Annotated in this window: 15 protein-coding genes; 8 read left to right on the top strand and 7 right to left on the bottom strand. The window is 54.3% G+C overall.

Going from position 1 to position 15,515, the window contains the following annotated elements; translation table 11 throughout:
- Positions 1 to 11 precede the first annotated feature (11 nt).
- Entirely contained in the window at positions 12 to 203 is a 192-nt protein-coding gene (locus tag V3C19_RS01415) for a FeoB-associated Cys-rich membrane protein (RefSeq protein ID WP_130083632.1), read from the top strand.
- Positions 204 to 380: 177 nt separating this feature from the next.
- Here the strand turns inward: V3C19_RS01415 and V3C19_RS01410 are convergent, their stop codons facing one another.
- Entirely contained in the window at positions 381 to 785 is a 405-nt protein-coding gene (locus V3C19_RS01410) for a hypothetical protein (RefSeq protein ID WP_149873344.1), read from the bottom strand.
- A 231-nt stretch (positions 786 to 1,016) separates the two neighbouring features.
- Here V3C19_RS01410 and V3C19_RS01405 point away from each other — a divergent pair, with 231 nt between their 5' ends.
- The gene (locus V3C19_RS01405; protein WP_149873744.1) at positions 1,017 to 1,226 is read left to right on the top strand and encodes a hypothetical protein; all 210 of its coding nucleotides are present in this window, start codon (positions 1,017 to 1,019) and stop codon (positions 1,224 to 1,226) included.
- A gap of 168 nt (positions 1,227 to 1,394) precedes the next feature.
- Here the strand turns inward: V3C19_RS01405 and V3C19_RS01400 are convergent, their stop codons facing one another.
- A complete protein-coding gene (locus V3C19_RS01400) occupies positions 1,395 to 2,714 on the bottom strand; it encodes a carbohydrate porin (RefSeq protein ID WP_130083634.1) in 1,320 nt (439 codons plus the stop codon).
- A gap of 42 nt (positions 2,715 to 2,756) precedes the next feature.
- Positions 2,757 to 2,963 (bottom strand): hypothetical protein, encoded by a 207-nt coding sequence (locus V3C19_RS01395; RefSeq protein WP_130083635.1) that lies wholly within the window; start codon positions 2,961 to 2,963, stop codon positions 2,757 to 2,759.
- A gap of 952 nt (positions 2,964 to 3,915) precedes the next feature.
- Here V3C19_RS01395 and V3C19_RS01390 point away from each other — a divergent pair.
- The gene (locus V3C19_RS01390; protein ID WP_295875236.1) at positions 3,916 to 4,641 is read left to right on the top strand and encodes a hypothetical protein; all 726 of its coding nucleotides are present in this window, start codon (positions 3,916 to 3,918) and stop codon (positions 4,639 to 4,641) included.
- 379 nt (positions 4,642 to 5,020) lie between these two features.
- Positions 5,021 to 5,266, top strand: a complete 246-nt coding sequence (locus V3C19_RS01385; RefSeq protein ID WP_295875240.1) for a hypothetical protein — start codon at positions 5,021 to 5,023, stop codon at positions 5,264 to 5,266.
- 873 nt (positions 5,267 to 6,139) lie between these two features.
- Here V3C19_RS01385 and V3C19_RS01380 read toward each other — a convergent pair.
- The 3 genes from V3C19_RS01380 to rlmB all read right to left on the bottom strand — a co-directional run bounded on the left by V3C19_RS01380 (position 6,140) and on the right by rlmB (position 8,408).
- Positions 6,140 to 6,511, bottom strand: a complete 372-nt coding sequence (locus tag V3C19_RS01380; protein ID WP_330937126.1) for a metal-dependent transcriptional regulator — start codon at positions 6,509 to 6,511, stop codon at positions 6,140 to 6,142.
- A 460-nt stretch (positions 6,512 to 6,971) separates the two neighbouring features.
- Positions 6,972 to 7,793, bottom strand: coding sequence for a metallophosphoesterase (locus V3C19_RS01375; RefSeq protein WP_295933299.1), 822 nt, complete (start codon positions 7,791 to 7,793; stop codon positions 6,972 to 6,974).
- A 27-nt stretch (positions 7,794 to 7,820) separates the two neighbouring features.
- Positions 7,821 to 8,408: a 23S rRNA (guanosine(2251)-2'-O)-methyltransferase RlmB gene (gene rlmB / locus V3C19_RS01370; protein ID WP_343203843.1), complete on the bottom strand. Its 588-nt coding sequence runs from the start codon at positions 8,406 to 8,408 to the stop codon at positions 7,821 to 7,823.
- Between the two features lie 106 nt (positions 8,409 to 8,514).
- Between rlmB and nadB the strand changes: the two genes are divergently transcribed.
- The 4 genes from nadB to V3C19_RS01350 are packed head-to-tail and all read left to right on the top strand — an operon-like array spanning position 8,515 to position 13,558.
- Positions 8,515 to 10,119 (top strand): L-aspartate oxidase, encoded by a 1,605-nt coding sequence (gene nadB, locus V3C19_RS01365; RefSeq protein ID WP_295933295.1) that lies wholly within the window; start codon positions 8,515 to 8,517, stop codon positions 10,117 to 10,119.
- Positions 10,113 to 11,141: a hypothetical protein gene (locus V3C19_RS01360; RefSeq protein ID WP_295933293.1), complete on the top strand. Its 1,029-nt coding sequence runs from the start codon at positions 10,113 to 10,115 to the stop codon at positions 11,139 to 11,141. Before nadB ends, V3C19_RS01360 begins: the two co-directional genes overlap by 7 nt.
- An 18-nt stretch (positions 11,142 to 11,159) precedes the next feature.
- Positions 11,160 to 12,368, top strand: coding sequence for a glycosyltransferase family 4 protein (locus V3C19_RS01355; RefSeq protein WP_295933290.1), 1,209 nt, complete (start codon positions 11,160 to 11,162; stop codon positions 12,366 to 12,368).
- Positions 12,365 to 13,558 (top strand): glycosyltransferase, encoded by a 1,194-nt coding sequence (locus tag V3C19_RS01350; protein WP_295933287.1) that lies wholly within the window; start codon positions 12,365 to 12,367, stop codon positions 13,556 to 13,558. The genes V3C19_RS01355 and V3C19_RS01350 overlap by 4 nt, the downstream gene beginning before the upstream one ends.
- 3 nt (positions 13,559 to 13,561) lie before the next feature.
- Here V3C19_RS01350 and V3C19_RS01345 read toward each other — a convergent pair whose 3' ends face one another.
- Positions 13,562 to 15,460: a RecQ family ATP-dependent DNA helicase gene (locus V3C19_RS01345; protein ID WP_295933285.1), complete on the bottom strand. Its 1,899-nt coding sequence runs from the start codon at positions 15,458 to 15,460 to the stop codon at positions 13,562 to 13,564.
- Positions 15,461 to 15,515: the final 55 nt, after the last annotated feature.

Here is a 15,515-nt window from a genome sequence, read left to right as displayed (position 1 = left end):
TCCTATTCATCATGGCTACATATATCATTGGAACCCTGATTTTCCTGGCATTCTGCTACGCCATTTACCGCACTTTTTTCTCCAAGGGGAAATCCTGTTGCGGCAACTGCTCCGGCTGTTGCCAGCCAGGCCCCCCCTCCTCTGAAGGGGAAACCGGCAACAAGCATTCCTGCCATTGCGGCGGTCATCACAACCACCATTAACAGTCTATGAAATCAGGCGCATCCATAGGGATGTGCTTCTCCCGAAAGCCTCCGGAATACCTTCCGGGGGCTTTTGGATTCAAGGCAGGCCCCCGGTGCCAATTCTCCCGGAAGGATGAACAACATTCCACTGCGGAACAATCCGCAGACAAGCGCCTCAGCCCGTTTCCGGCACTCTCACATCCAGCCGTGCTCGTAGGCCATCACAGCCACAACCACCATCGCAATGAACAGAAACACGAACCACATGATATTGTGGCGATGACGGTATTCCACTGCAACCAAGGGTTCCCATTCCTTTTCCACAAAGGAGAAATCGTCCCCGTTCGCGAAACGGTCGTACAGCGCTTCCAGCTCTTTTCCCGTAACCCCCTCCGGAGCGGCGAATACGGGCGGACAGCAGCTGTCCGTCTTGAACACGATTTCACAGTGGTAAATACCTTCCATTTCCTTGTAAGACTGGAGGCAGGCTCCATCACGGGCGCACACCACATGGCCTGTCGTCCCTTCCTGAAGGCGGCGCAGAGCGGTATCACGGTCGGTCACTTCGTTATTTGAAATTTCCCATTGCACCTTACTCATTCTGTCAGTTTAGAACGCTTTCCGTGCAAGTCAACATGGTTTTGAACGGACCGGGATGCCGGAAACGTCATTAATTGTCATAAATCCGGTCTTACGCAACGTGCTGATCAGAATGTTCTTCCTCGTGTTTAATTCATCTAACTTGTTGTTAGTCAAGTCAAAGAACTTTCAACATCCCTGTTCTGGTGCTAATCTAACCATCAGCGGTCATAACCAGCCGCGAATAATACGATGATGAACAAGTACACATTAATCATAACGGGAGCCGGCTGCCTGCTGGCAGCCGCCTGCCAGGCTGCTGCCGTCCGTACGGAACCCGTACGGAGCATATCGGCCACAGCCTCCGCACAAGCCAGGCCCTCCGCTGCCCCGGCCGACCAGCAGGGCAAGAAGATTCAGGAGCACAGACGTTTCAAGCGTCTTTCGCTTCCTTTGAGATAATATGACAAATAAGCAACGCCGCACCCCCTACCTGATCGAGAATGCGACGTTGCCAGGTCATGCAGACCTCTTCAGTGCCGATGCATGCAGGAATCCGCATTCCACATGCAGGACGGCAAGGAAGATGGAAACGTTATCGTGGTTTCACAGGCGTGCGGACATGGCAGCCTAGAAGGTAATTACACACTGAACGGAAAATATATTGGCGGAATTGACGTCATCCCGCCCGGAGGGATTCTTCACGTACTGGTAGGAGGGCTGGATCAGGCAGTACGGTGTGATGGAAAAGCTGTAAGTGCATTCCAGAATCATTTCCCGGTCGTGCCCTGGACGCGTTTCCGCAAGCGTATCGGAATCCGGCTTGCTTACGGAAAAACCGATTCCGAAGAAGTTGCCGTCCGCCTCTTTCATGCCGGTCATGACTTCAAGAGGCTTCTTGAACACTACCCCGGCGGAAGCCTGGGCTTCCGCCCCGCAGATGTTGCCTGATTCCGCACTGCTCCACCCGGCTCGGGCAAACAGGGCGAACGGGCTGCTGCCCAGGTCCTGTTCCAGGTTGAACGCCACGCCACCGTGATTCTTGCCATTCGCGTGGAACATGAAGGGCTGCAAACGATAAGTGCCGGTGCCGATGCCGAAGGCCTTTTCATGCGTCCAGCCGATTTCACCAAGCAGGTTGAAGGATTTCCCCGTCGTGTTGTGGAAGGGGTTACGCCGCGGCTCATTGTCCATCATGTTGCCGCCTATCTGGACAAACCAGTTGTCATTGAACTGGTACTGGCCCACAAAACCGAAGTTGGAGTCGCCCAGCGGAAGCACCTGGTTGTTGACGAAGGGAGCCCCGCCGAACTGGCCAAACGTGGTATTGGCATATGTATTGGCGTCAAAGTAGTTGGTCTGGTTGATCATGCCGCCCATGATGACGAGCTGGCCGTCCAGAAAACCCTGGGAAATGAGCAATTCCGGAAGATAGAAATACCCGTCTTCAAAAACGTCGCAATTGGCGGGGCCGCTCGCTCCCCAGGAATCGTCCAGGGTGGTGCGGTGGGTATGCCTGTTGAGAGCCACGGAACCGGAAAGCTCGCTCTTGATCCAGGTGCCCTGGTGGCGGCCGGACTTGAACAATTGCAGCCCGGCCTGGGCGTGCAGCTTGTACCAGCTCTGGCTGGAACCGGAAGTCTCGTCATTCGGCGCGGCGTGATGGCCTCTGGTATACAGAAACGCCTGTTCCAGCAGAAACTGGAACCTGGCTTTCTCATAAGCTCCCTTGTGCAGATCCGTGAGGGCGCGGGTAAGCGCATCGTTCGGAATGGGCGTGCTTTCGTCGCCGTACTCATCCCCGAACAGATCGATGTCGTCCAGAATGGCCCCTTTGCCTTCAGCCTCCTCCACAGCCGGAGCAGCGGCGGGAGTGGCTACGGATGCCGTACCGGCCATGCACAAGCCGGAGCAGGCAAACAGGGCGGGTATCATGTAGCTTTTCTTCATAGTAATGCTGTATTTTGAGTCTTCCTCGTCATTGGCGGATGTTCAACCCTGCGCGGAACCGGATGAACCTTCCTGTTCCCGGCCTGCGGAGGACTGTGTTTCCACGACTTTGCCGCATGCGCCCATGCAGGATACACAATCCCCGCAGAGCAGGCGGTACCTGGGACGCCGGACCAGAAGGCCGGCAAGCTTCCAGTACCGGCAGGCCCGGTGAAAGAAACGGTGATATCCTGTATGGGTCAAGTTCATGCAACGGACGGAAGTTAGTTTGATCTAACTTTTAAGTCAACTCTTTTTCTCAAAATACTCTTTCCCGGAACGGATAAAATTCTGCGCAAGTAACTACAAAATATGTTAACTATAAATTGATTGAAGATTTCCTGGAGGGAAATTTCTCTTCTTCAAAAAAATTAGCCTCAACTAATAAAATTGAATTCACGGCAAGCTTATACGGCGGAATTCCCGCTTCCTCTCCCTCTCCGGCAATCAAATAGCATCAATTGCAAATCATGATGGACAATGCTATCAGCAAAAAAACTGGTTCTTTACTGGCAAGTTCCGCCCTATTCCCCCTTGGAGTGCACATCGATATGTATAGCACGGAAGCTGCCTCTCTGCCAGGCAAGACGTTTGTCGACCGGAGGAAAGATGAACGTCACATGCAAAGCAAATTTTTTGCATATGGACCACTACAGAGCAAAAAACCATATCGTCAATCTTTCAGTTCACACAACGGCTTAACGATACAGAGAACCCCGACAGAATAGAATTTTATGTCTTGAATGACTTACCATGTTTTAATTGTTTTTGTAAATCCGGTGAAGACAAACTCCTGAGTCAGCAACTATTCTTTCTCCATGGCATAAACTTTTCCGGGAATATGACAGGAGGCAGGAAAAAATGACCTTCTATCAGAAATCTTTTCTAACAAATAGCTCATAGTTTTGTCCAGAGGAGAAATATCTTGATCATAAAAACTATATACTTCTTTTTATATGAAAAATTCACCATGATTTTATAAGCAAACAAAAAATTTCAAATAAACTTTATTGACACTGGATCTGAATAATACTACCGGGGAAATGATCATGGAGGACAGCCCTCCTCTCATTTCATCATCAATTCCAACACCTTAATACCTTATGAACACTCCAGCTGCTACTCCTGGCAGCAAGTCTTCTTTCGTTCCTGTTTACCGCAGATGGTACTTTGGCTCTACGGCACCTGCTCGCTCTTCCTGGGGGTGGACGACTGGGGAAGCCTGGAGGTGAAGGACTCCGGCGGCAAGGTGGTGGCGCAGGTGGACTTGAAGGAAAACTCGCAGGAAGCGGGAGACCAGGGCGGCCATAAATACCACACGGGTACCGGCGGGGCGCAGCTGCCCTCCGGCTCCTGCAGCAGGGAAGTCAACCAGACTAACATCGACTACAAGCCCTCAAGCGCCAATGTCTCCATCTGCAACTACAGCATCGACGTGGTTCCGACGGAGCCGGGAGGCAAGAAAGAGCCCGAACCGTGTTCCTGTGAAGGAGACACGTGTGATAACAGCGGTGGAACGCCGCCTTCCCCGTCGCTGGCCCGCTCGGGCTCTGCGGCGGCGGGTGTGAAAAGCGGCACGGTGGTGGAATGCGGCTACGACGATCAGGGACGCCTCTACATGAAGAAAGTAACCGTCAACGGAACGGTCGCCAGCCATGAACGCTACCTGTACCGCGGCTACCTGCAACTAGCGGCTCTGGACATGCTGGACAGCCGGAACGTGATTCGCACGTTGCTGTGGGATCCCCTGGAACCGGTGGCCACCCGCCCGTTGGCCCTGGTGCAGAATAATGCCCTCTACTGCTATGGAACGGACTTTAACAAGAACGTGACGGAGGTGTTCAACGCGCAGGGAACGGTCGTGGCAGCTTACGACGACTCTCCCTAGGGGATAGTTGACAGCACAGGCAACCTCCTCCAGCCGGTGCAGTGGAGCAGTGAGATGAACGATAAGGAGTTGGAGCTGGCTATTATAACTATCGCTATTACAATCCCGCAGACGGCAGGTGGATCAATAGAGATCCATCGCTGAAGAAGGGGGGGATGGAATCTTTATGGGGCCGTCAATAATGGAATGGTATTATATATTGGTTATCTAGGAAAAGAAACTAACGAATTTGGCTAAGCAATGACTATCCCTGCAGGTTTCATGTCCATTCTTATTATTATTGAGGGAAGTATATTAATAGAAAAATTGTGTGCATTGAAGCAAAATTCCGAACGGATGTTGATACAGGTGCAGGTGCGGGATTTAAAATTAAACAAAAATGGCTGCCTGTCTGCCTGACATTGAATATTTTTTACGAGCTATGGTTGCCGGATTAAGTAGTGAAAAAACACTTAAAATCGACAATTGTAATGGCAATACTTCACCATTCTATCGGGAAGAATTTTTAGGGTTGTCTCATAGAATTGATGCTGGCATTACATTATCATCTTATATAAAATCATCTTATTCTATTGATCTTAAGAAAAGTTCAAAGTTAACTTTGAATGCAGAACCAATTCTTTAACTTTAGATGCATACGGTTATGTTAAGATTATAGCTACTTTGAAAATTCCGTTTGTTATAGATCAAACTGAAGAAATTACTAACAAATTTTTAAATTAAAATATAAAATTATGCTCCAAATAATGAATTCAATATTAAAATTAATCGAAATTATCTACTTTAATCTTGTCCCGCTTCAGTTGTTTGATTTGTCTTCATCTGGTCATTGAATAAGGGAGCATTATAAGCGTTTCACATTCCAATCTCATCATCTGATGAAGGATCATTGACATAACCAGACTATTCTATATAGTTCCGGAATTAATTAATAATATTTTCTTGTATTTTTAGAAATTAATCATCTGTATTATGAATTATCCCGAATCTCCTTTAACTGTATATGAATATCTCGAATCATGGTGTGGATGTATTTTCGTAATCTTATTCTTAAGAATCCTTGTTTGGATCAAAAAAAATACTCTTAATTTTTCATTTAATAAATTCCTTTTTCCAATTATCAAAATTACAATTTATTTATTTCTGATCTCAGGAATAATTGGAGTTTTATCAACAATTTATCATGGCATAAATATATTATGGAAAAATTTTTCGAATGGACTTTTAATATCATATATAGCATTGATTTTTGCTTATCTTATTATAGCCGTTGAGTGTTTTAGAATAATAAATATATTGAAGAAAATAGAAAAAAGAAGAATTTGATTTCATATTGAAATAATAATGAGATGAAAATATAAACGGAATTATGCAGAATAATCTTGTGGGAATACTGCATGATTGCTGAATATTGAAATTCAGTCATCAATCCGCAGGAAAGGCAGATAGGGTGAGAGAAGACCAACGTAAATAGTTCCTATTTGGATAAACACTCCTCTCAGTACTTCCGGACATGGTCCGTGAGCAACTGGAATCTGGAAATTTCCTCCAGAGACATGATGTGTTCAATGCCGCAGGCCACTTCATCCGCACGCGGTTCTTCCATATGCAACACCGTCATCAGAAATTCCTTGATTATGGTATGGCAGGAGATCACGCGGTCGGCTTCATGGCGGCCGGATTTGGTCAAAACAATGGGAGAATACTGTGTATATTCCACCAGTCCACGTTCCTTCAACTGCTTCATGGCCAGAGAGACGGACGGCTTTTTCACGTTCAGGGCCTCCGCAATCTCCCCAACGGTGGCGCATCCTTTTTCCAGTTCAATGTTGCGCACGGCTTCAATATAGTCTTCCAAGCTGTTGCTCAATTCGGGAAATCCATTTTTTTTATTCATCATCACAGAACTATTAGATTCAACTAACACAACAATATATTAAGTGTCAATGAAGTCAATTACTTCCTGAATAAATATTAGTAATGGCAAACTTTTTTCTTGCGAGCGTTGTTAGCTTGAACTAACTTTTGTCCATGGTCAGCCCAATTCCGGAAAAGAACCAGAGGCGGAAAGATTCCGACGGATTTTTCAACAGGACCGGCGGTTTCTTCTCCCGGCTTTTTTCCTCTTCCCACCCCCGCTGCTGCCGGGAATGCACGTTGAAGTGCAGCGGAAAGGCCTGCACGTCCCGGAAGGAAACATGGGAACGGCCAGCTCCTTTGGGGAACGCGTCCAAAAACTGTATGGACTAGTCATCCGGTGCTCTAACACATTATCGCCAAACCCGGACGCGTTCCCCGCCCCCTTTTTCCCTTCCACAAGAAGCAAATTCTCAGCGGACAGCCCTTGCCGGGCCTTCATACCCCGCAGGCGTATAGCTGCGGACAGTCACCGCTCCTTCCGCTGTCAGATCAGCCGCGTAGCACGCGGCGTGATGGAAACAGGCCCCCAGGTTGACATACCGGCGCCCTCCCCGTCCGCCGCTCACCAGGCGGCGGTGCAAATGGCCAAAGAAGACTGTCTCCGCCTCAGGGAAGAAACGATCCGCAAACCGACGCATGCGGGGCATCATCGTCAACCATGCCAGAAGAATCTGCACAGGGCGCTCCGGCGGCCATGCAGAATGTGCCAGAAAGCGCACCAGCCTGTTCCTGTAAACCCGGGAACGCGTGTAAATGGGCGGAACCAGAACGCTCATGGCGCGGGCCAGCTCCAGACGGCGGCACAGATCCGCATCCGCGTCCGGAAAAGCGGCAATCAACTCGCGGGAAATATGCTTGTTTTTCAGGTATTCCCACCCCCATGGCGCCACTTCCTTGAACAGGGCATGGCCGTGGAGTGCATAAAAACGGCCGCCCTGCAATTTCAGCAGGCTGAATTCCTCATCTGGGTCATGATTGCCCGCCAGCAGGATGGGCTGCACTCCGGCTTGGGTGCACATGCACAGAAAACGGGCGCGTTTTTCCAGTCCTTCCGCCTGATAGGGGCTCTCGCGTGTTTCGCTCAAGTCCCCGCATACGACCAGATGGGTACACCCTTCCAGCAGGAATTTCAATTCTTCAGGTTCCCTGACCAGGGCCTTGGCATGGCCGAAGTGAATGTCGGAAACAAACCGTACGCGTTCTCCCGGAGAAAGGGAAAGTTCCTTGATCATGAGCTTAAAATGGAGAAATAAGACGAATCAGGAAAGGAACCGCTGGCGCAGGATTTCATACAGGCACACGCCCGTAGCCACGGATACGTTCAGGCAGGGCACGGAACCTTTCATGGGAATCCGCAGGAGAAAGTCGCAATTCTCTTCCGTCAGCCGTCTCATGCCTTCCCCTTCCGCGCCCATCACCAGGGCGGCGGGGCCGGTGAAATCCGTTCCGTACAAATCCCGGTCTCCCTTGTCCGACGTGCCGAATATCCAGATGCCGCGGCTCTGGAGCTGCTTCATGGTCCGCGCCAGGTTGGTGACCTGGATGAAGGGGACCTTTTCCGCCGCCCCCACGGAGATGCGCAGAACGGTTTCCGTGATGCCCACGGACTTGTCCCTGGGGGCAATCACCGCGTCCACTCCCGCTCCGTCGGCCGTTCTCAGGATGGCGCCCAGGTTGTGCGGGTCCTGCACGCAGTCAAGGATCAGCAGAAGGGGGGTGGACGCGCCGTCAAGGATTTCATCCAATGCATCCTCGCCCAGCGCCCTGACGGCGATTTTTGCCGGAGCGCTGCGGACATGCTTGTTCCGGCGCGCTTCCTGTTCATTCCCTTGGGGTCTCATGCGCATGAATTAGCGTGTTTCCTGCCTTTTTTCCAGACAAATATGCCCCCTGCCCCCATCATTGGGCGTGACTTGCCGCCCCCCCGTATGTTACAGTTCCGTACCATTCAAAATGAAGACGAGCGACTTTTTAGTCATTGGGGCAGGTGTTGCCGGATTAAGTTTCGCCTTGAGAGCTGCGGAACACGGCAGGGTTGCGGTCATAACCAAGGGAAAATTTCTGGATTGCAGTTCCGCGAAGGCGCAGGGCGGGATAGCCGCCGTGTGGGACCATGACGACTCTTTCGAGGACCATGTCGCGGACACGCTGGACGCCGGAGCCGGACTGTGCAATGAACAAGTCGTCCGCACGATCGTGGAGGAAGGCCCCGGAGCCATCCGGGAACTGCTGGAATGGGGAGTCAACTTCGACCAGGCGACGCAGGGGAAGGATTACGAGCTGGCCCGCGAGGGAGGCCACACGAAACGGCGCATCCTGCATGCCAAGGACGCCACCGGCCTGGAAATAACCTCCAAGCTGCTGGAAGCGGCCAAGCTGCATCCCAATATCGAACTGATGGAAGACCGGTTCGCCATCGACCTGATCACGACGACCAAGCTGGGACTGGTCACGGAAGACAGGGTCCTGGGCGCCTATGTGCTGGACCGCAATTCCGGGGAAGTGGAGATTTTCCGTTCGGATCGCGTTCTGCTGGCCACGGGCGGCTGCGGCCGCGTGTACCTGTACACCACCAACAACGATTCCGCCACGGGCGACGGCGTAGCCATGGCGTGGCGCGCGGGGGCCACGATTGCCAACATGGAGTTCGTCCAGTTCCATCCCACCTGCTTTTTCAACACGCGGGCGGAAGGCGCGGAAGCCCGGTCCTTCCTCATTTCCGAGGCTGTCCGCGGCGAAGGCGGCGTACTGACCGGTGCGGACGGCAGGGAATTCATGCACAAGTATGATCCCCGTAAATCCCTGGCCCCGCGGGACATCACCGCCCGGGCCGTGGACTCCGAGATGAAAAGGACGGGCAGCATGTGCGTTTACCTGGACATTTCCCACAAGCCGGACGGTTTTGTCCAGGAACGCTTCCCCCTGATTTACGAAACCTGCAACCGTTACGGAATCAACCCCGCCAAAGAACCCATTCCGGTGGTTCCCGCCGCCCATTTCCAATGCGGCGGAGTGCTGACGGACGTCAACGGCCAAACCACGCTGGACGGCCTTTACGCCGCTGGGGAAACCGGATGCACCGGGCTGCACGGAGCCAACAGGCTGGCCTCCAATTCCCTGCTGGAATGCGTGGTGGTGGCCAAGCGCGCCCTGAACGCCATGCTGGCCCAGCAGCCCCTGCGGAAAGACGCCCCCACCGACTACAGCATTCCCGCGTGGCACCACGGAGATACGGCCCTGCCGGATGAACTTTCCGTCATTTACCACAATTGGGATGAAATCCGCCGCCTGATGTGGGATTATGTCTCCATCGTACGGACCAACAAGAGGCTGGACCGCGCCGCAACGCGCCTGCGCATGCTGCACCGGGAGGTGAAGGATTTCTACTGGGGGTACCGCATTACGCCGGATATTCTGGAACTGCGCAACCTGGTAGCCGTGGCCTCCCTGATCGTGGATTGCGCCATGCGCCGCAACGAAAGCCGCGGCCTGAATTTCAATACGGATTATCCCGGCAAGCTGGATCACCGTTTCGTCACTCAACTGCACCGATGGTAAATCACAGGCAGCGTCAACAGGCATCATGGAAGGGTTCCTGCTGGAACCCCTCTCTTGCCGCATGCCTGCTGCCGCTGCTCGTCGCCGTACTGGCGGGGAATGCCCGTGCCGACATCCAGTCCGGACGGACTGCCGCCCGCGCCCTGTCCAGCACGGAACGGCCCAAAGGCCCCGTCGTCATCACCCCAACGCGCCGGGACCCGCTGCCCGGCGTCGTCGTCAAATCTCCTACGGCGTCCGGAGCGGGCAAGCGCCCGGCGCCCCAGCCGCGCATTCTCCCCCGGACGGCTCCGCAAAGCCCCGGAACCTATCCGTGGCGGCTCAACATCACCGCCACCGTGTTCTGGGTGGGAGAAGACGCCACGGAGCGCAATCCGGTAGCCAACCACAAAAGTTCCTGGGATTCCGCGTGGAAGGAAAGCTTCGGCGGATTCGATAATCCGGACCCCTTGCACCGCACGATGGATTTCCGACCCAAGACTTTTATTCCCAGGCAGAATCCCTTTTATGTGGCTCTTCCCTACAACGACGTCTGCAAGGGGGAACACAAGCCGGAAGCCTCCCGCGTCATTCCCTGGTTCCACCGGGAATTCTCCGGAAAAGGACAATCCGTTTGCAAGGGAAGGTGGGTGCAAATCATTTACAACAAGCGGAGCTGCTTTGCCCAATGGGAGGACTGCGGCCCGTTCACCACGGAGGACTGGCCCTATGTTTTTGGCGACAAGCCCCCCGTCAACACCCACAACAAGGGGGCCGGCATCGACATTTCCCCTGCCGTTCGCGATTATCTGGGCATTCCCGGTGGAACGGCCATCGTCCACTGGCGCTTTGTGGAATTCTACCGCATTCCCCGCGGCCCCTGGTCCAAGTGGGGAGACAACAACCCCTTTGTCAATCCCAGTCTGGGGCCAGGCAAGAGAGCACTCCAGACCCGGGAAGACCGCCTGCGCCAGCAGCAGGAAGCCATTCAGCGGGAACTGTTGAAGGATCCACAGAAACTCAGGAGGGAACTTCAGGGATAACCCCATTCCGCCGCGGTCATGCAACATCCACGCATTCTACACATTTTTAGCCGCTACGGCGGGGTGGGGGGAGAAGAAGTCTGCTTCCACGCCATTACGGAAGCGCTGGGCGCCGTGGCAGACGTTACCCCCTTTGTCTATTCCACCGCGGAACTGTTCCAAAGCTCCCACGGCGCGCTGACGAAAATGCGCTACATGCTCCACAATAGAGACGTGGAGGAAAAGCTGCGCGAATGCCTGCGCCGCGGCCGCTATGACGCGTGGATCATCCACAACACGTTTCCGGCCATGTCTCCCTGCGTCTATGAGCTGGCCCTGCAACAATCCGTTCCGGTCATCCACTATGTGCACAACTACCGCTCCGGCTGCCTCAATGGCGTATTCTACCGGGACGGCGCGCCCTGCTTCTCCTGTAAAAACGGCAATTACCTTCCCGGCGTCATGCACGCCTGCTGGCGCGGCAACGCGGCCTATTCCGCCCTGGCGGCGGCCGTGCTCTCTAAAACACGCCGCATGGGCGCCTGGACCCGCCTTTCCTCCTACATCGCCGTCAGCCGCCGCCAGAGGGAACTTCTCATCCAGTCCGGAATACCTGAAGAAAAAATCAGGGTTATTCCCCATTTCATCCGGCAAAAACCCGTCCCCATACCGGACGCCCCGCGCCGGGACGTTCTGTACGCCGGACGCCTCGCCCCGGAAAAGGGCGTCTTCCAGCTTATCCGTGCATGGGAGCTTCTTTCCCCGCCCGGACGCACTCTTTACCTGATGGGAGACGGCCCCCTGCGCGGGGAACTGGAGCACTACGTGTCTTCCCGCCGCCTTGAATCCATCCGCCTGACGGGATTCATTCCCCATGAGGAACAGGGAACCGTACGCGCCTCCTGCGGCATAGCCGTCGCACCCTCCCTCTGGGAGGAAACCTTCGGCATGGTCGTTCTGGAATCATGGCTGCACGGCACGCCTGTCATCGTCACGCCGTGCGGCGGCCTGCCGGAACTCATCACCCACGACCGGAACGGCTGGATTGCCCGGGAACCCTCCGCGGACGCGCTGGCGGAAATGCTGCACACTGCCCTGAAGGAAGAAGAACGTTGGCCATCAATGGGCGCACACGGGCAAGAGCTTCTGTCCTCCACGCACTCCCCCGCCGCATGGCTCCAGGCCATGGGCTGCCTTCTTGAAGAACTCCGCATCTTACGTCAATCCTCAACCACCTCGGCATCATGAAATGGTACACCTGCACGCCCGTTCCCTTTAAAGGAGATCACACCTTCTTCTGCCGTGATTCCGGCGCTTTCTGCAAGGCCTTCCAGCGAATCGGCGTGGAAAGCAGGGCTATCATGCCCACGCCCATCCAGGAAGGGGACGACCCCGACCTCATCCGCACGGAATACTCCAACCTGGAAGATTCCGGCTGGTGGAAATCCCTGGGTATTGACGGACTGGTTCTGTATGCTTGGGGAATGGGAAAGTACACTCCCGTAGCCCGCGCTGTGCATGAGGCAGGCATTTACCTGGTGGTATATATGGACACTTCCGGGCTGTTTTATCCCTGGCGTTACTGGAGCGTGCTTACGCGTCATCTCTGGAATATGGAAAGAGTCCGGAAAGGGAAATGGAAAGGGACCGCTTATTTCTGCCTGCGCTTTCTCAGGGCCCACACTATCGGAGCCCTGAACACGGGCGTCAGGAAGCATCTGGAAATGGCTGATCTCATCACATTTCCCATCCCGCTTGCCCTTGACTCCATCCGGGGAAACAGACGGCTTTACGGAACACGTCTCGGCAGCCGCGTTGCCCTGATACCCACCCCCATTGCTTCGCATGAATCCAGGGGGAGCCTCTTTCAAAAACGGAACCTGGTCGTTGCTGTGGGACGCTGGGATGACCGCTTTCAAAAAAATCCGGAACTCCTCATGGAGACCCTGGAAAAGTTCTTGAACGGGAATGACGACTGGGATATTGATATCTACGGAACCGTACCCTCCTTCATGAGGGTATGGCATGATGCCCTTCCCTCCGGGCAACAGACAAGAATACGCCTGGAGGGCGTGGTCCCCAATGAAGAATTGCAGAAAAGCTATGCAGAAGCAAAGATATGCCTCTGTACCTCGCGTTATGAAAGCTCGCATATCGTCTCCGCGGAAGCTTTGTGCGCCGGAGCTTCCATCGTCGCGCCCGAACTTATTCCCATGCTTTCCTGCGCGGAATGGTACATTTCCCATGATTCCGGCACGCTGAGCCCCCGGAACACGCCGGAAGGCATGGTGGCAGCCCTGATGGAGGAAGTTCACCTCTGGGAAACCGGAAAACGTGACCCCCGGGAAATTTCCAGATACTGGAAAGACCAGCTGCTCGCTGTCAATTCCTGCAAACGCATCCTGGATTTTTACGAAAAATCCAAGCACCGGGACTGACGTTTACTTCCCCAACAGTACACGCGCCTCAATCCATACGTCTTCCCACTTCCTGTCCGCCAATGCTCCATAAAGAGGGTGGTTCCACAACCTGGCCCGCATAGCGGCCGGGGAGGCCAGCCCCAGCAAAAAGCGCGTCAACTGAGAAAGGCGGGCCAGCGCGGGTTTCCTCTGCCCCACCAGTTCCATGATGGCAGCGCGCAATTCCCCGGTCAAGGGAGCACTTTCCCGCACCTCCGGCTTTTCCGGGACCAATCCGCAACACGCCGGGCAATGACCGCACGGCGTGGAGGAATCCCCAAATCCAAAGTAAGCGTCCACTCCCTTGTTGAGGCAGGAAGCCGCCGTCAGGACGGAAACACACATCTCCCACCGTTCCAGGCCATTCTGCCGCGCGCGTGAAAAATACCGGTTAAATTCCCCGGCGGCATCTTCCGCATCAAACCCTTGGGAATGCAAATGAAGGGCTATCTGGCGCAGCTCCACCTTCCATTCCCCGGAAAGGGCCAGTTCGTCAAGCCAGGCGGCGGCATCTTCCCATGAAATGCCCCATTCCGAGGCCAGATCCCGGACTTCCCCCTCCCTCCTGGCATCCATCCATTGAAGGCGTCCGGCCTCTTCCCCGTCCCTGCCGCACAAGATTTCCTCCATCTGGAACAGGGGGCACACCTTGTAATACTTGTACCCCATGCCCTGTTCGGAAAGTTTTCCACGGTTTTTCAAATCAAACAATATCCGGTCCACGGCCACATCCGGCAAATCGTAAAGGGTGGAAGCTTCATACAGGGAAAGGATATGTTCCCCGCGCCGGGCCAGGACTGAAAGCAGCCCTTTCAGGCCATGAGGGTCCGGAACGCCTGCATGCAGGCGGTTGACCACCGCCGTATCATCCTGCGGCGACAATATCACCAGGCTGGCGGAAGAAAGTCCGTCCCGCCCGGCACGGCCGGACTCCTGAACATAGGCCTCCAGACTGGAAGGCGGGTGGTAATGCACCACGGAGCGCACGTCCGGCTTGTCTATTCCCATGCCGAAGGCAATCGTCGCCACCAGTACGTCCGCCGTCCCCTTCAAAAAATCGTCCTGAACCCCGGCGCGCGTTTCCGGAGGCATGCCCGCATGGTAGGATTTGGCGGCAAACCCGGCACGGCCCAGCTCATAGGACAGGCTTTCCGCATCCTTCCGGGTGCGCGCGTACACCACGGCGGGACGGTGGCCGTCCTCCTTCAAAAACTCAACCAGCCGAGCGGTTTTATCCTCCTCCTTCAGCGTTTCCACCTGGCGGACGATATTCGCGCGGTACGGCGGGGTGCGGAAAATGCACTCCTCCTTCACGCTGAAAAGGGAGGCCAGGTCGCGACAGACCCGTTCCGTAGCCGTAGCCGTAAGAGCCATGACGCTCCGGAAGCCGTATTTTCTGAAAAAATCCGGCAATCCCAGATAATCGGGTCGGAAGCTATGCCCCCATTCCGAGAGGCAATGAGCCTCATCCACCACAAACAGACCTGGGGAAACGAACTCCATGGCCTGCTGCATCCATGGGGATTCCAGGGATTCCGGAGCAGCGAACAACAGACGGACAACGCCGGATTTCAGGGAGCCCATCAAGGCCTCCTTTTCTTCATCACTCAGGGAAGAATCATACCTGGCCGCAGCCACGCCCAGTTTTTCCAGTCCGGCCACCTGGTCACGCATCAGCGCAATGAGAGGAGAAACCACTACAGTCACTCCGTCCATCAGAACTGCAGGAATCTGGTAGCAAAGGCTTTTGCCGGCCCCCGTCGGGAGAATGCCAATGCAGGAAAGGCCGCGCAGGGAGCATTCCATCAGTTCCCGCTGCATGGGGCGGAATTCCCGTTTGCCGAACTGGTGCAACGCATCTTCCAGAGAGGAGGAATACATGAGAGTTACTGTACCATAACGCAAAATTACGGCAAAAGGAATCCTATGACATTGA

The organism is Akkermansia sp. AE01SA01, from assembly GCF_036417395.1.
Lineage (GTDB): Bacteria > Verrucomicrobiota > Verrucomicrobiia > Verrucomicrobiales > Akkermansiaceae > Akkermansia.
The sequence above is the reverse complement of the archived record's forward strand: the minus strand, read 5'-3'. Positions and strand labels throughout refer to the sequence as shown.